This is a genomic window from Enterovirga sp. (assembly GCF_028290205.1).
GTDB lineage: Bacteria > Pseudomonadota > Alphaproteobacteria > Rhizobiales > Beijerinckiaceae > Enterovirga.
Window position 1 is genome coordinate 1 of sequence record NZ_JAQGKF010000116.1, and the last position, 16,598, is coordinate 16,598.

Annotated in this window: 11 protein-coding genes; 5 read left to right on the forward strand and 6 right to left on the reverse strand. The window is 70.1% G+C overall.

What is annotated here, in order from left to right; genetic code table 11:
* Window positions 1–23: 23 nt before the first annotated feature.
* Entirely contained in the window at window positions 24–824 is an 801-nt protein-coding gene (locus tag JWR86_RS08005; RefSeq protein ID WP_299563324.1) for a response regulator, read from the reverse strand.
* Window positions 825–1,109: 285 nt separating this feature from the next.
* Between JWR86_RS08005 and JWR86_RS08010 the strand changes: the two genes are divergently transcribed.
* On the forward strand, window positions 1,110–1,202 hold the full coding sequence (locus JWR86_RS08010) for a NepR family anti-sigma factor (RefSeq protein WP_299563382.1): 93 nt from the start codon (window positions 1,110–1,112) through the stop codon (window positions 1,200–1,202).
* Window positions 1,199–1,744: a sigma-70 family RNA polymerase sigma factor gene (locus JWR86_RS08015; RefSeq protein WP_299563326.1), complete on the forward strand. Its 546-nt coding sequence runs from the start codon at window positions 1,199–1,201 to the stop codon at window positions 1,742–1,744. Before JWR86_RS08010 ends, JWR86_RS08015 begins: the two co-directional genes overlap by 4 nt.
* 67 nt (window positions 1,745–1,811) lie before the next feature.
* Here JWR86_RS08015 and JWR86_RS08020 read toward each other — a convergent pair whose 3' ends face one another.
* Complete coding sequence (locus JWR86_RS08020) at window positions 1,812–1,988, reverse strand: DUF1328 domain-containing protein (RefSeq protein WP_299563385.1); 177 nt, start codon at window positions 1,986–1,988, stop codon at window positions 1,812–1,814.
* Between the two features lie 94 nt (window positions 1,989–2,082).
* The gene (locus JWR86_RS08025) at window positions 2,083–3,399 is read right to left on the reverse strand and encodes an alpha/beta hydrolase (RefSeq protein WP_299563328.1); all 1,317 of its coding nucleotides are present in this window, start codon (window positions 3,397–3,399) and stop codon (window positions 2,083–2,085) included.
* A gap of 264 nt (window positions 3,400–3,663) precedes the next feature.
* On the opposite strand from JWR86_RS08025, the gene JWR86_RS08030 reads away from it, so the two are divergent.
* Window positions 3,664–11,100, forward strand: coding sequence for a type I polyketide synthase (locus tag JWR86_RS08030; protein WP_299563330.1), 7,437 nt, complete (start codon window positions 3,664–3,666; stop codon window positions 11,098–11,100).
* On the forward strand, window positions 11,097–12,470 hold the full coding sequence (locus tag JWR86_RS08035) for an aminotransferase class I/II-fold pyridoxal phosphate-dependent enzyme (RefSeq protein ID WP_299563332.1): 1,374 nt from the start codon (window positions 11,097–11,099) through the stop codon (window positions 12,468–12,470). Before JWR86_RS08030 ends, JWR86_RS08035 begins: the two co-directional genes overlap by 4 nt.
* Window positions 12,471–12,476: 6 nt before the next feature.
* Here JWR86_RS08035 and JWR86_RS08040 read toward each other — a convergent pair whose 3' ends face one another.
* From JWR86_RS08040 to JWR86_RS08050, 3 genes are all read right to left on the reverse strand, one after another.
* A complete protein-coding gene (locus tag JWR86_RS08040) occupies window positions 12,477–14,426 on the reverse strand; it encodes a nucleoside-diphosphate sugar epimerase/dehydratase (RefSeq protein WP_299563334.1) in 1,950 nt (649 codons plus the stop codon).
* Window positions 14,427–14,596: 170 nt separating this feature from the next.
* Window positions 14,597–14,980, reverse strand: a complete 384-nt coding sequence (locus tag JWR86_RS08045; protein ID WP_299563388.1) for a response regulator — start codon at window positions 14,978–14,980, stop codon at window positions 14,597–14,599.
* A gap of 225 nt (window positions 14,981–15,205) precedes the next feature.
* Window positions 15,206–15,583 (reverse strand): response regulator, encoded by a 378-nt coding sequence (locus tag JWR86_RS08050; protein ID WP_299563336.1) that lies wholly within the window; start codon window positions 15,581–15,583, stop codon window positions 15,206–15,208.
* Between the two features lie 226 nt (window positions 15,584–15,809).
* Here JWR86_RS08050 and JWR86_RS08055 point away from each other — a divergent pair, with 226 nt between their 5' ends.
* Entirely contained in the window at window positions 15,810–16,553 is a 744-nt protein-coding gene (locus JWR86_RS08055) for a Crp/Fnr family transcriptional regulator (protein WP_299563339.1), read from the forward strand.
* Window positions 16,554–16,598: the final 45 nt, after the last annotated feature.

A 16,598-nucleotide genomic window follows, 5' to 3' on the forward strand; every position in this document is an offset into this window, starting at 1 on the left:
CGAGGTTCCTTGCCTGCGTCAGATCAGGCTTCGACGTGATCGCGACGCCGGGCAGCCTGCTGAAAGAACAGGGCTTGGCTGATCACGGCCGAGACATTGGCCGGCTGGAAGGGCTTGGCGATCAGGAAGGCCGGCTCGGGCCGTTCCCCGGTCAGGAAGCGCTCAGGATAGGCCGTGATGAAGATCACCGGCACCTCGAAGGTGGCCAGGAGATCGTTCACGGCGTCGAGACCGGAGGAGCCGTCGGCGAGCTGGATGTCGGCCAGGATCAGACCCGGCCGGTTCTTGCTGGCCAGCTCCACCGCTTCGGTGCGGGTGCGGGCAACGCCGGTGACGTTGTGGCCCAGCCCCTCGACCAGGGCCTCGAGGTCCATGGCGATCAGCGGCTCGTCTTCGATGATCATGATCGCGGTCGCGATGTCGGCCGCGAGCTCCCGGCCGGCTTCGTCCACGAGTTCGCGCACACGCTCGACGCCGGCGTCGAGAATCACGGCGGCCTCTTCCTCGGTGAACCCTTCCAGGCTCGAGAGCAGGAACGCCTGGCGGGGCAGCGCGGTGATCTGGCCGAGCCGGACCTCGGCCGGGAGGTCGCGCACCACGGGCTCGGTCTCGCCGTTCACCGCGAGCGAGTTCCAGATTCGGGTGAAGACCCGGAACAGCGCCACCTTGACGTTGGCATCGGCTCCGATGGTCGCCGGATCGCTGACCAGCGTCTCGAGCGTGGCGGCTACGTAGGCGTCACCGGCGAGCTGGCTCCCGGTGAGAGCCCGAGCGTAGCGTCGCAGATAGGGGAGATACTGCACGACGAGCTGCGCTGGCGACATTCAATGGCCTCTTGGGAGCGGCAAGCCCCTGAAACGGGCGGGTGGTAGACAATCCCCGCCAAACCCGCAAGGGAAGGGAAAGTTCCAACCACGGATGGAACCGTCTCTTTCACGGCGGCGTTGAAAGCCGTTTATAGCATCGGGGTGGGCATGGCAGGTTCGGCAAAGCGGGACGGCAACGCTCCCAGGGCCGGAGGTAACGGTTCAACGAGTTCTCAACCCTCTCCCGACAGCCCCGGTCTGGACCGGGTCATCCAGGCGCAGATCGGCGACAAACTCCGCGCCATGTACGGCGAACTGATCGAGCAGCCGGTTCCCGACCGCCTGACGGCGATTCTCGCCCGCATCGGGGCACCGGGTCGGGAGTCTGGCTCGTGACCCCGGAACCTGAAATCCGCGACGCTCTCCTCGGAGCCGTGCCGAGCCTGCGGGCCTTTGCCATTTCGCTGTGCGGTCAGGTCGACCGGGCCGACGACCTGGTCCAGGACACCTTGCTGCGCGCCCTCTCCCATATCGACCGGTTTGAACGCGGCACGAATCTGAACGCGTGGCTGTTCACCATCCTGCGCAACCTGTTCCACTCCGAGTACCGGAAGCGGCGGCGCGAGGTCGAGGATCCGGATGGGTCTTATGCCGGCCGCCTCAAGACTCAGCCCGAACAGGGCGCGCGGCTCGATTTCGAGGACTTCCGGACCGCTCTGGCGAAGCTTCCGCCCGACCAGCGGGAGGCCTTGCTGCTCGTCGGTGCCTCGGGCTTCTCCTATGAGGAGGCGGCCAATATCTGCCAATGCGCCGTCGGAACCATCAAGAGCCGCGTCAACCGGGCCCGCTCACGCCTGGCCAGCCTGCTCGCCGTCGACGATGTGGAGGATTTGGGGCCTGACAAGATGACCCGGGCCGCCCTGCAGCTCGTCGGCTGACGCCGGCGCGCCGCCCCTCCGACGCAAAACGCCGCCCCGAGGGGCGGCGTTTCCGGTCCGAGCCGCTCTAGACGGTCGGTGAGCGCCCGCGCAGAAGACCCACGACGGCGGAGATGGCGAACAGGACGACGGCGACGAAGAAGATCAGCTTCGCGATCTCAACGGCCGTTCCGGCGATGCCGCCGAAGCCGAACACGGCTGCGACGAGCGCCACGATCAGGAATGTCAAAGCCCAGCCGATCATAACTGCCTCGTTCAAGGTGCCGAACAACTTCGGCCTGCCTCGAAAACACTGACAGAGCGAGAGAGTTCCGGCCGGGTGCGTCATGTCGTCCGGGTCAGCGCGGCGCCGGATGCTCGTCCACCGAATCCGCCGAGGCGGGTGGCACCTCAATCCCGGACACTTCGCGCCGCCCCGCCTCGGCGGCCGCGATCTCGCTCGCGTCGGGCGCGTAGCCCGCGACCCCTGCCCCAAACACGGCCTCGGCTGAGGCGGGCCCGAGGAGGACGCGGTCGGCCAGAGACAAGGGCCCGGCCGCGATCATCACAAAATCGTACTCTCCCGGATGGTCGTTCGCGACCAGGAACTGGAAATGCATCCGAAACGGCTTGAACACCATGCGCCGGTAGGTCTGCTCCGCCACCGTTTCCTTGAAGCGGGCCGACCTCACCACGGGATTCGGCATGGTGGCGGCGCCGGCCAGGTTCAGCTCGCGCGCCGGATTCCAGCCCGGGAAATTCATCCAGTCCTGCGGCGCCTGGTACTCCACCCAGAGCAGGCCCGGATCGCTCATGAGTCGCTCCAGGCGCTCGCGATAGCGGCGGGCGAAGGGGTTTTCGGCGACCAGGGGCACGCAGGAACCGACCGTCATCAGGCACAGGCGCCCGCCCGCGCCTGGCAGATTCGGATCCCCCTCGAGCGCCACGGCCACCACGTCGACCGCCAGCGTCGCGCCGGAGGAATGGCCGACAACAAGCACCTCGTCGACATCAGGCTGCGCACAGACGGCCTGCAAATGCGCAGCGAACTGGGCCACCCGCTCCTCGTGGTCGGGCCGCCATCCCATCCCATGCTGCCAGTTGGAGACCCAGTCATGCATGAGGTGCCAGACGAACCAGCGTTCGCCGAGGGGGTAAAACAGGCAGAAGCTGAGCCCCGCCACCCCGGCCACCAGCGCCGCCCGGCCGAATGCCGGAGCCGGCGCGAGCACAACCAGAAGATGGCTCACCAGCAGACCGAGCCCTAGGCAGGCGAGAAGCGCAACCAGGATCACAACGGCCGGATAAAGGATCACGCCGCCGAATTTCCAGTTCAGCCTGAAGAAACGGAACAGGGTGCCGGTGATGAGGCTGTGGGCGAGCCCAGCCATGAGAAGAGGAATCCCGATCAGCAGCGGGCGGCGAAAATCCCGCAGCACGATGTCGTCCCAGCGCAGAACGTCGTAGGTGGTGTGAGTCTCCCAGCCCGCGGCCGCGGCCGCGACCTGCCAGCGCAGCCCGGGCACCGCGGGCAGCGGCTCGACCGCGGACACCTCCCGACGCGACAGACCGAAGCGTTTGGCGTATCTGATGAATTCCCGCACGAACAGCATGCGGTAGCGCGTCTCGCCGGCTGGATCGTAACCGGGGATGAACAGGACGGCCCGGCGTTTCACGGGCTGTCCGGACGCCGCGTGCCCTTGCCGCGCGGGAGGCGTGAAGGACAGAGCGGGCTTCATGGGGCCGTTGTAGGGGAGCGCGCAGCTCGGGCGCAAACCGCCCTGGCCGCCCCCCGGGCCCGTATCCCCAGCCCGGTCTGCCATTAGGAGGTGGGGCAACAGAGCGCGACAATCTGAGATGGTTCGACGGCTGGAATTGCCGAGCGTGCACGGCCTGTTCTATGAGGTCGGCTCCGCAATCTTTCGCGTCGGAGCAGCTGAGTGCGAAGCATAGGGCCAGCGCGCGACGTCGTCGTCGTCGGGCGATCATGTCGCCTGCCCGGCGCGTCGTCCGTGGATGCGCTTTGGGCGAATCTCCTGGCCGGGCGCTGCGATGTCACCACCGTGCCGGCGGATCGGTGGTCGCGCAGCAAGCACGGGCACCCGCGTCCGCGCGAGCCGGGCAAGAGCTACGTCTGGGCGGCTGGCGTCCTGGACGACATTTGGGCGTTCGACCCCACGGTGTTCGGCATCTCGCCGCGCGAAGCGGAGCAGATGGACCCGCAGCAGCGGCTCATGCTCGAGCTCACCTGGGAGGCGCTCGAGGATGCCGGAATCACGCGCTCGGCCCTGGCCGGGACGGATGTTGGCGTGTTCGTCGGCGCCTCCTCGACGGAGTACCAGACGCTGCGCCACGCCGACATGGCGAGCGTGGACGCCTACACCGCCACCGGCGGCGCCCTGTCGATCATTTCCAACCGGATCTCGCACACCTTCGACCTGAAGGGCCCGAGCTTCACCGTCGACACGGCCTGCTCCTCCTCCCTGGTCGCCCTGCATCAGGCGATGGAGGCCTTGCGCACGGGCCGGATCGACACGGCCATCGTGGGCGGCGTCAACCTCCTGCTCAGCCCCTTCGGATTCGTCATCTTCTCCCAGGCGTCCATGCTGTCGCCGACCGGCCTGTGCCGGAGCTTCGACGCCAAGGGGGACGGCTATGTGCGCTCGGAAGGCGGCGTCGTCCTGGTCCTGAAGACCGCGAACCGGGCGGCCCGGGACGGCAACCATGTCCATGCCCGGCTGGTCGCCTCCGGCGTCAACTCGGACGGCCGCACCAACGGCATCGCCCTGCCCTCACGCTTCTCGCAGGCCAAGCTGCTGCGGGAGGTCTACAAGGGTGCCCGCATCGACCCGAGCCAGGTGGCCTTTATCGAGGCGCACGGGACGGGAACCCGCGTCGGCGATCCCATCGAAGCCCATACCATCGGTGAGGCGCTGGGCCGCGACCGGGCGACCCCCCTGCTGATCGGCTCGATCAAGTCGAATATCGGCCATCTCGAACCCGCATCCGGCCTCGCGGGCGTGCTCAAGGCCATGCTGGCTTTCGAGCATGACATCCTGCCCCCGTCCGTGAACTACGACGAGCCAAACCCCGAGATTCCCTTCGAGGAACTCGGCCTGTCCGTGTGTGCGAAGCCCACGCCTCTGCCCTCGGACGACCGGCCCCGCTACGCCGGCATCAACTCCTTCGGCTTCGGCGGCACCAACGCCCACGTGGTGATCTCGGACCCGGCGCCGCGGCCGGTTCGCAGCCAGCGCGCTGCGGGGAACGGCAACGCCGACCTGTTCACCATCTCGGCCGCGAGCCGCCCCGTCGTGCGCGACCTCGCACGGCGCTACAGCCAGACGCTCGCCTCCGCGAGCTTCGAGGACGCCCGGGAGATCGTGGCCGCGGCCGCGCACCGGCGCGAGCTGCTGAGCGAGCGGGCCGTGGTCCAGTGGAGCTCGCCGCGCGACCTCGTCCGCAAGCTGGAGCGCATCGCCGACAAGGCCGACGACCTCCCGGACGTGACCTGGGGCACGGCGAGTGAGCCGAATGCCGGGGTGGCCTTCGTGTTCTCCGGAAACGGCAGCCAGTGGCCCGGCATGGGCCGGGACGCCTACGGCACCAGTCGCCGCTTCCGCGAAGCCTTCGATGAGGTGGACACGCTCTTTGACCGCGAATTCGGCTGGTCGGTGACGGAGGCGCTGTTCAGCAACGACATCGAGCAGCGGCTGCGCTTCACCCATATCGCCCAGCCGCTGATCTTTTCGGTGCAGATCGCCGTCGCGCGCGCCTTGCAGGCCGAGGGTCTCGAACCCGTCATGGTGCTCGGCCACAGCGTGGGCGAGATCGCGGCCGCGACGGTGGCCGGGGCGCTGTCGCTGCGGGACGGCGTCAGGGTCATTCAAGCCCGCTCCTCGCATCAGGAAGCCGTGCACGACGCCGGCCGAATGGCGGTGCTCGTCGGGGGACTCGAGCAGGTCCAGGCGCTCTGCCGCGAGATCGGGGACGTGGAGGTCGCGGCCGAGAACTCGCCCCGCACCTTCACGGTCGCGGGCCCGACCGAGCGGATTGCCGCCCTGGGCGCTCTTGCCCGGCGGCGCCGGCTGGTGTTCCGGCAGCTCGACCTCGATTACCCGTTCCATTGCGGCCTGATGGAGCCCGTGCGCGACCCGCTGCTGCGGGATCTCGCCGGGCTCAAGCACAAGGCGACCCGGATCGACCTCGTCTCGACGGTCACCGGGGACGTGGTCACGGCGGGCGATCTCGGACCGGATTACTGGTGGCGCAACGTGCGCGACCCGGTGCGCTTTTCCGCGGCGGTCGCCACGGCGGCGCGGCGCGGCGCCCGCATCTTCGTCGAGGTCGGCCCGCGCAGCGTTCTCCTGTCCCAGATCCGCGAAACCCTGGAGGCGAGCGCCTATCCGGGCGCCGCCATCGGCGTGCTGGAGAGCCGGACCGAACATCAGGACGGCGATCCGATCCGGCCGGCCGTGCTGTCGGCCTTCGCCCTTGGCGCCCCGATCGAACTCGAGAAGCTGTTCGGTCCCGAGCCGACGCGGCCGATCCGGCTGCCGAGCTATCCCTGGCACCGCCGCGATCTCAGGGCGGCGGAGACGCCGGAAGCGGTTGGATCGACCTCCGACACGCGCTGGCACCGGCTCGCCGGCGCCAGGGTCACGGCCGACAGCCCTGAATGGCTGGGCCTGCTCGATACCTCGGCCCTGCCCGAACTCGCCGACCACGAGGTCGGCGGCCAGCCGATCCTGCCTGGCGCCGCCTTCGCCGAAATCGCCCTCACGGTGGCGCGCGAATGGTTCGGCAAGCCGGATGCGGCCGTGCTCGAATTGGACATCGTCCAGGCGCTTCCGCTCGAGGCGCAAAGGGCCAAGGAGCTGAAGGTCCGGTTCTCCCCGGTCACCAGCACGCTCGAAATCCTCAGCCGGCCGCGTCTGTCGCGGGCCGGCTGGCACCTGCACGCGATGGCCCGGCTCTCGGTCGGCACCGGCGAGCCGATCCGGGGACGCCTGCCTGAGCCGGCCGCGGGCGACGCCACCATCAGCGCGCAGGAGATCTATGCGGCGGCCGAAGCCGTGGGACTGCGTTACGGTCCCGCCTTCCGGCTCATCAGCTCCGTGTCGCGGCCGAGCCCGGACCGCTTCGTTCTGGACCTGCTGCCCTCCGCGACCGACCCGTCCTACGGCATCGATCCCGCGCGTCTGGACGCCTGCTTCCACGGCCTGTTCGCGCTGTTCGACAGCCTCGGGGCCGACCAGCGCGGCATGGCCTACATCCCGGTGCGGTTCGGGCACACGCGCCTCGCCCGCCCCGGCGCCTCTCCGGCCCGAGCCATGATCGAGATCACGCGCGCCGGAGAGAGCGCGATCGTGGCCGACTTCACGCTTTTCGACGAGGCCGGGGAGCCGATTGCCGAATTGCAGGACGCCCGCTTCCAGGCGGCGCGCGTCCGCCGCATGCCGAGTCTCGGGGAAACGGCGCTCGTCGCCCGGGCGATCCGCCTGGATCAGGGAGCGCTCGGCCGGTCCGGGCTCGAGGCGGCGCCGGACGCGCTCAGGTCGGCCGCGGTCGCCTGTGCCGCGGCCCGGGAGCCGGGCGGCGACACGGAGCGGGCGCTGCTGGACGGCTGGGCCGAGGCGGCCGCCTTCGACGCCGCGCGCGCGCTCGCCCCCGATGGCTGGCTCGCGACGGAGCGGCTGGAGGAATTGGAGCCGCGGGTCGCGACCTGGATGCGGCACCTGCTCGGGACGCTGGCGCAGAACGGCCTTGTGGAGGAGAGCGAGGCCGGTTGGCAGCTCGCAGCCGAGCCGAACCTCCCGCCCGCGGACGCGGTGCTCCGCACTCTCGCGGCCGAGCATCCGGAACGCTCGGCCGAGCTCCTGCTCGCCGGGCGGCTCACGGGACTCGCGGACGGCGCAGGGAACCTCGCCAGCCTGCCCCTACCCTCCTCCGGCAATGCCGACGGGCTGGAGCTCGGCGGCGTCCTCGCCCGCGACATCGCCGACGGCATGCTCGACCTTCTGGACCGGGCCGGGACGCTGGACGTCGGCGGCCTGCGCATCCTCCAGGTCGGCTTCGGGCCGCTCTCGCACGCGCTGGCCGAGAGGTCCGACCGGGCGGAAAGCCGGCTCACCATCCTGGATCTCGACCCGCGCCGGCTGGAGCGGGCCAAGCTGGGCGTGGTCGGCAGCATGGTGACCTTCGCGGCGACCCTGGGCGACCTTCCGGCGGGCGGCTTCGACCTGGTCGTTTCGGCCGACGGTTTGCGCGGGCTCGAGAGAGGGGGAGCCGCTCTCGCCGACCTGCGCCGGCTCACGGCGGCCGGTGGGGTGTTGGTGGCCGCGGAAGCGCCGCCCTCGCTGTTCTGGGATGCCGTGCTCGGCCTGTCCGAAAACTGGTTCTCGGCCGGCACCGCGACCTTGCCGTTGAGCCCGCTCCGGAGCGATCGGGAATGGCGCTCGGAACTCCAGGCCTCGGGATTTGCGGACACGAGCGCGACGGAGCTGCCGCTCAGCTCGGATACGGTCACCCTGATGATCGGCGGGGTGCCCCGGCCGTCGGCCGAAGAGCCGGTGCCGCGCAGCATCCTGGTCCAGGGGCACGCTGCCGCGGCCGACGAGCTCGGCCTCGCCGAGCGGCTGGACGCCTTGCTCGCGCTGGACGGCCACGACGTTCGGCTGTTCGGGCGCGACGCCGGCGCCACGGTGCAGGCCGGCGAGACGGTGCTCTATGTCGGCCTGAGCGAAGACGAGAGCGACGGTGATGACGTGGCGCGTCTGCGCGACGGGTGCCTCGCCATCAAGGGCTGTGCAGACCTCTGCGCCGGCCAGAAAGCCGAGCTCTGGGTCGTGATCCCGTCCGGACGCGGCGGCGATCCCCTGGCCAGCCCCGTGGCGGCCGGGCTCCTGGCCTTTGCCCGCACGCTCGCCAACGAGACCTCCACCCTGGTCGTGCGCCGGGTGGCGTTGGCGCACGGCCTTGCGCCCGAATCCGCGGCCGAAACGCTGCGCGCCCTTCTGGCGGTGCCGCAGACCGAGACCGACATCCTGGTCAGCGACGAGGGCGCACGCGCCCTCCGCTTCCTGCCGATCGACCGGGCGGCGGGCGGCGGCAAGGTGGAATCGACGGGCGCCTCCCGGCTCGAGCGCGGCAGCTCGGGCGGGCTTTCAGGCCTGTCCTGGCGCGTCGCCGAGGCGCCGGCGCCCGGCCCGGGCGAGGTCCAGATCGCCGTGGAGGCGACGGGCCTGAACTTCCGCGACGTGATGTGGGCCATGTCGCTGCTCCCAGACGACATCCTCGAGGACGGCTATGCCGGCGCCTCGCTGGGTCTCGAATGCGCCGGCCGGGTGAGCGCCGTCGGCTCCGGGGTCGATCGCTTCCGCCCCGGCGACCGCGTCGTCGCCTTCTCGCCGTCCGCGTTTTCAAGCAGCGTGGCGGTGCCGCAAAGCGTCGTCGCGCCGGTGCCGGCCGGCTGGAGCACGGAAGCGGCGGCGGGGATTCCGGTCGCCTTCCTGACCGCCTTCTACAGCCTGGTGACGCTGGGCCAGCTCAAGCGGGGCGACTGGGTGCTGGTCCACGGCGCGGCCGGCGGTGTCGGCCTTGCGGCGATCCAGATTGCCAGGTGGCGCGGCGCGACCGTCGTGGCCACCGCGGGCTCGCCGGAGAAGCGCGGCCTGCTGCGGGCGCTGGGCGTCGAGCACGTGCTGAACTCGCGCTCGGCCGCCTTCGCGGATGATTTGAAGACGATCCGCCGGAAGGGTGTGGACATCGTCCTGAACAGCCTCTCGGGCGAGGCCATGGAGCGCGGCCTCTCGACGCTGGCCCCGTTCGGGCGCTTCATCGAACTCGGCAAGCGCGACTACGTCGCCAACACGCAGATCGGACTGCGGCCGTTCCGCCGCAACCTCAGCTATTTCGGCGTGGACGTCGACCAGCTTCTCTCGGACCGCGACCGGGCCTCCGAGATCTTCGGCGAGGTCATGAAGCTGTTCGAGGCGGGCGAGTTCACGCCCCTGCCCTACCGCGTCTTCTCGGCCTCCGAGACGCTGGATGCGTTCCGGCTGATGCAGCAATCCGGGCATGTCGGAAAAATTCTGCTGCGGCCGCCCCAGGAGCCGGCCGCCGCACGGCGCTCGGAGCCGTTCACGGTGGCATCCGACCGGACGCACCTTGTCACCGGCGGATTCGGCGGGTTCGGCCTTGAGGCGGCTCGCTGGCTCGCCGACCGGGGCGCGAAGCACCTCGTCCTCGTCGGCCGGAGCGGACCGGCCGCAGCCGACGCGCATGCGCTGGTGGCGGAGCTGCGGGCGCGCGGCGTGGAGGTCCTGGCGGAGGCTTGCGACGTGGCCGACGAGGCCGCGCTCGGCGCCCTTCTCCTCAAGGTGCAGGGCGCCATGCCGCCGCTGGCCGGCATCCTGCACGGCGCCATGGTGCTCGACGACGGGCTGATCGCCAATCTCACGGCCGACCAGCTCTCCCGCGTGCTGCGGCCGAAGGTGGAGGGGGCTCGGCTCCTCGACCGCTTCCTGGCGGACACCCCGCTCGACTATTTCGTGATGTTCTCCTCGGTCACGACCTTTATCGGCAATCCGGGCCAGGGCGCCTATGTGGCGGCGAATGCCTATCTGGAGGGTCTCGCCCGGCTGCGCCGGGAACGCGGCCAGCCCGGCCTCGCGCTGGCCTGGGGCGCGATCTCCGACGTCGGCGTGCTCGCCCGTCAGAAGGGCCTCGCGGAGGCGCTGTCGAAGCGGGTCGGGGTTCGGGCCATGCCGGCCCGCGACGCCCTCGACCTGATGGCCAAAGCGCTGGCCGAGACGGGCTCGTCGCCCGACCGGGCCGTGGTCGCAATTGGCTCGCTCGATTGGGGCGCTGCCCGCCGCCTGCCCGCGCTCGGCTCGCCGACCTTCGCTGCCCTGACCCGGGACGGCGGCGTGAGCGAGGCGGCGGAGCGGGAGAGCATCGACCTGAAGGCGCTGATGGAGACGCAGTCCCCGGAGCTCGTCCGCAAGCGGGTGCTCGAGGTGATCGTGGAGGAGATCGCGACGGTGCTGCGCGTCCCGAAGCAGGATGTCACGCCCGGCAAGCGGCTCTCCGAGACCGGGCTCGATTCGCTGATGGCGATCGAACTGGCGACGGCGCTACAGGACCGTCTCGGGCTGGACGCACCGCCGACCGGATCGGTCGGCGCGATGACCACGGCCGGCCTGGCCGACCACATCATCGGCTTCGTGCAATCGGCCAGCACCGACAGTGACATGCGGACGGCGCAGGCGGTGAACGAGCGCCATGCTGGCACCGAGGTGGAGGCGGCCGTCGTCTCCTCCGTGACCCGGGCCGTGAACGCCCATAGCAAGGGACTAAGAGGCTTGACGCGTTGACGGACGGGAAAGGCGGCCTCTCCGCGGCCGACAAGGAAGCGCTTCTCGCGCGCGCCGCGCGCCGCAAATCCACGGCCCCCTCCACAGCTCCCCCGAGGGAGCGCGACGCTCCGGTGGTGGATCCGGCTCTGACCGATTTCACCACGCTGCCCGGCTATCGTGAGATGCAGATGCAGCGCTCCTTCGCGGAGGTGCTCGGGCTCGAAAACCCGTTCTTCCGGGTGCACGAGGAGCGGGCCGGCGCCCAGACGCGGATCGGCAACCGCAGCTACTCCAACTTCGCGTCCTACGATTATCTCGGGCTGAACGGCCATCCGGAGGTCGCCGCGGCCGCCAAGGCCGCGATCGACCGCTACGGCACGTCGACCTCCGCCTCCCGGGTGGTGGCTGGGGAGCGGCCGATCCACCGCGACCTCGAACTCGGCCTCGCCGGCCTCTACGAGGCGGAGGATTGCGTCGTCATGGTCAGCGGCCATGCCACCAATGTCGGCGTGGTGGGCGCCCTCGTCGGGTCGCGCGATCTGATCGTCTACGACGAGCTGATCCACAACAGCGTCGCCATCGGCGCGCAGCTTTCGGGCGCCGCGCGGCGCTCCTTCGCGCATAACGACCTCGACGCGCTCGAGGCGACGCTGAGCGGCGTCCGCCGGCAGTTCGGCCGCGCCCTGATCGTGGTCGAAGGGCTGTACAGCATGGACGGGGACGTTCCCGACCTCGCGCGGCTGATCGAGATCAAGCAGCGCCACGGCGCCTGGCTCATGGTGGACGACGCGCATGGCCTGGGCGTGCTGGGTGCCGGCGGGCGCGGCCTCGCCCAGCATGCCGGGATCGACCCGCGGCTGGTCGACATCTGGATGGGCACGCTGTCCAAGACGCTGGCCGGAGCGGGGGGCTACATCGCCGGTCCGGCTCCCCTGATCGATTTCATCCGCACGTCCGTCGGCGCCTTCGTGTTCAGCGTCGGCCTGTCGCCGCCGGTCGCGGCCGCGGCGCATGCCGCCCTTGGCGTCATGGCGCGGGAGCCGGAGCGGGTGACGCGGCTGCACGCCAACGGCGCGGCCTTCCTGGCCGCCGCCAAGCGTCGTGGCCTCGATGTGGGCACCAGCGCCGGGCTCGCCATCACGCCCGTGATCCTCGGCGAGTCGCTGAAGGCGGCGCTGCTGTCCGACCGGCTGTCGCGCCGGGGCTACAACGTGATGCCGATTCTCCACCCGGCTGTGCCGGAGCGGCTGGCCAGGCTTCGCTTCTTCGTCACCTCCGAACACAGCCCGGAGCAGATCGAGGCCGCGGTCGCGGCCACGGCCGAGGAGATGGACGGGCTGATCAGCACGGCCGACGCGATGAAGGACATCTCCCGCCGCCTGCCCTAGCGGCGGTCAGGCCCCGACCGCGCGCAGCCGCTCCGGCGGCTGCTCCCCGGCAGTGCCGGCGGCCCCCTGGTCCTCCTGCGCGAGGACGGGCCGGTACTCCGCCACGAGCGCCCTGAGGGCTGCGACCACGCCCGGCGCATCGTGCCCCAAGACGGCCGAGCGCAGGCGCTCGAGGCCCGCCTCGATCTGCTCGCCGGAGGGCAGGCGCGGGTCGGTCGCCCGCACGCCCGCGATCGCGGTGGCGTGCAGGGCCTCGCCCTGACTCTCCAGGATCTCGCTCAGCCGCTCGCCGGGACGCAGGCCGGTGAAGCGGATCTCCACGTCGACGTCGGGTTCGAGCCCGGCCAGCCGGATCATGCGGCGGGCCAGGTCGACGATGCGCACCGGCTGCCCCATGTCGAGCACGAACGTGGGCGAGGTCTCGGGCGAGCGCACGCCCTCGGCGGAGGCGAGCAGCACCAGGGTGACCGCCTCCTGGATGGTCATGAAGTAGCGTTCGACGTCCGGGTGCGTGACCGTGATCGGCCCGCCGGCTTTGAGCTGCTCGGTGAAGAGCGGAATGACCGAGCCCGACGAGCCGAGCACGTTGCCGAACCGGACGGCGAAGAACCGCGTCGGCGCGCCCGCCTTGCGGGCCTGGCGGTCGGCATCGGCAAAGACGAGCTCGCCGGCCCGCTTGGTCGCGCCCAGCACCGAGACCGGGTCCACGGCCTTGTCTGTGGAGATGAAGACGGCGCAGGCGGCGCCGACGCGGGCCGCCTCGCGGGCGACCTCCTGCGTGCCGAGGGTGTTGGTGGCCGCCGCCGCGACCGGGTGAGCTTCGACGATGTCGACATGCTTCAGGGCGGCCGCATGAAACACGAGATCAGGCCGGAACGTCGAAAAGGCGCGCCCAAGATCGCCTGCGTCGCAGACGCTGCCGAGATGCTGGACGAGCGCCAGCCCGGGGTCGCGGCTGCGCAGCTCGCGCGCCACCGACCACAGCGCCAGCTCGGACTGGTCGAGCAGCATCAGGCGGGCGGGGCCCATCTCGGCGATCTGCCGGCACAGTTCCGAGCCGATGGAGCCGCCCGCCCCCGTCACGAGGACGGCGCGGCCGCCGACCAGCGCCCGGACGTCGGCCAGATCCGCCTCCCGGCTGGAACGGCCGAGGAGGTCATCGATGGACACGGGGGCGAGAGTCAGCCGGCTGTCACCCTCCTGACCGATCTCGGCCATCGATTGCGTCACCCGCACCGTGGCAATGCCGAGCCGGCGCGCCGCGCCCAGCAGGCCGTCCACGCCCGGTCCGGTCAGGACTTCGCGCAAGATCACCAAACGGCGCGGCTTGATGTGGCGGATCTCGAGCTGGCGCATCACCTCGTCGAGGTCCCCGAGCGAGCCCATGATGGGCACCCCGTGGATGCGCTCGCCGAGATGGCGCTGCTTTGAGGTCAGAATGGCGACAGGCTCGAGCGAGGTCACGGCATCGCGGCGCAGCCGGCGGATGAGCTGGTCCGCTTCGTCGTCGGATCCGGCGATCAGCACTGGCATGCGGTAGGCCCCGCGCAAGGCCCGGCGGTCGCGGCGCCGGCTGCGATAGGTGCGGTACAGGACCCGCGGCCCGGCCAGGAGTGCGATCTGGACCAGCCAGTAGATCACCGGGACGGTCCTGGGCACGATCACCTCGCCGCGGGCCAGGAAGTCCGTCAGGGCCAGGAACACGGCCGGAATGGCGGAGGCGGCTGCAATGCGGCCGAGATCGGCGATCGAGACGAAGCGCCACGGCGAGCGCGGCAGCCGGAACAGCCAATAGGCCACGAGCGCGATCGGCATCGCGGCGGCACAGACGAGCAGGATCGTATCCAGGCGCAGCCAGAATTCGGGCGACCCCCAGCGCAGATAGAAGCTGGCGAGGAGCGCCACGGCCGTCATCCCGACGTCGTGCCCCCCGATGATCAGCCTGCGCAAATTCAAGCTCGTTCCTGCTCCCGGAACCGCGCTCCCGTGCCGGCTCCGACCTTCCAACTAGGCCGAAACGCCGAGAAGCGCATCCCTGGTGTGTGGGCGGAAGGCAGGCCGCAATCCAGGCTCACCGAATCCGGGGAGGCCACAGCCCTGCTGGCGCACTGAAGCCCGCGACGTGGCTAGGAGGTGAACAGGCTCGGCAGCATGCGGGCCAGGTCGCGATGGTCGTAGGGCTTCTCCCATCGCTGCACGTCGCCATACCGGTCCGGGATCAAGGAGGGGCCGTATCCGGTCGCGAAGACGAACGGAACCTGCCGATTCATTAGGGCATCCGCAACCGGATAGACCGCTTCGCCCTGAAGGTTGATGTCGAGCACGGCAAGATCGATCGGTTCGCTGGACGCCACAAACGCCATCGCCCGGGCGAGGTCGGGCACGGGGCCGACCACATCCGCGCCAAGCGCGGCAAGCTCGGCCGCGACGTCGTCGGCGATGAAGTACTCGTCTTCAACGACCAACACCCGCCGGCCCCTGAGCCGCTCGGGCAGCTTACTCTCCATCATCTTGGTCACCGGTGCGCGTTCAGGCGGCCCCAACTTGAGGTCGCAAAGGAAATGTCCGTGGGAGGACAGAGTTCCCGCGGCCCATCGTGACCCGGTCGCGCGCCTTGGGCGATCTGTGCGGGTCTGAACCCGGAGGTGCAACCACCGGGCGGCACCCCGGCCGCCGCAACGGGCGCGGCGCGGGGATCCCATGCAGCCCTCCGACGCGGCGGGAGGACGCCAGGCTCACCCGCTCTGGCGCGGCCCGAGCGAGTTCGCCGCGTCGGCGAGGCCGGCCAGCAGAGTGCTCGTGTCGTAGGGTTTCGGCACCAGCCGGTGCCGGCGATACCGGACGGGGATCTCGGACGGCTGGTAGGCGGTGGCAAACACGAACGGCACGCCTCGCTCAAGCAGGGCATCGGCGACCGGGTACGCGAGATCGTGGCCCAGATTGATGTCCAGCACGGCCAAGTCGAACTCGTCGCGATCCACGTGGAGAAGCGCTTCGTCCATGTGGGACACCGGGCCGATCACATCGGCCCCGGCACGGGTCAGAGCATCCTCGATGTCTGCAGCGACGAAGTATTCGTCTTCGACAACCAGAATTCGATAGCCTGCTAGCAACGGCACCATTCCGCCATAAACCCCACAGACAAGGCGTTTCGCAAGCTCTGCTGCCGTACGGAACGGCGCACTGACCGTCCTGTTCCGTACTGCCCTGCGGGGCGGCGTCCCCGGGCCAGCACAGGGTCCTGATTGCGGTCCAGCGCGAGCGGCTGCTATCTAGAGCGCTCGTGGGCCGTGCTGCATGCGTCGCGCAGGCCAGATAGGAAGCCCGCCGACGTCGTACATGTCCGAATATCTGATCCGAAAGCTCGAGAACTACGTCCGACTGTCAGCCAGCGACAAACGGCTTCTCCACGAAGTCGTAACCCGGGACGTCAAGTCCTACGGCCAAAGGCACGACATCGTGCACGAAGGTGACCGGCCGCGCTCCGCGAACCTGATCCTGAGCGGGTTTGCCACGCGCTACAAGATCCTGGAGGACGGGCGGCGCCAGATCGTTGCCTTCATGATCCCGGGCGACATCTGCGACCTCCGCATGACGGTGCTTCGCAAGCGGGACCACGCGATGGGTGCGCTGATGCCCTCCAAAGTGGCCCAGTTGACCGACGCGGACGTGCAAGAGATCCTTGGCCATTCTGCTCGGCTGGAACGCGCGCTCGCCTGGAATTCCCTGGTCGACGAGGCGATCTCGCTCGAATGGACCGTGAATCTCGGCCGGCGGGACGCGCTTGAGCGGCTGGCCCACCTCTTCTGCGAGCTGCATTGCCGGCTGCGGGCCGTGGGGCTGACGACCGAGGGCCGCTGCGAGGTGCCCCTCACGCAGACCGAGATCGCGGACACGGTCGGGGTGTCGGACGTCCACGTGAACCGGACGCTCATGGAATTGCGTGGCCGGGGCCTGATCACGCTGCAGGGCAAGAGCCTGACCATCCACGACATGGACAGGCTGCGGGAACTCGCCATGTTCAACCCGAACTACCTCCATCTCGGGCAGGAAGGCCGCGAACTGGATGCGACCGACTTCTGACGAGGCGCCAGAGCGGCGGCACCGCCGGAACCGTTCGGCTGCTGG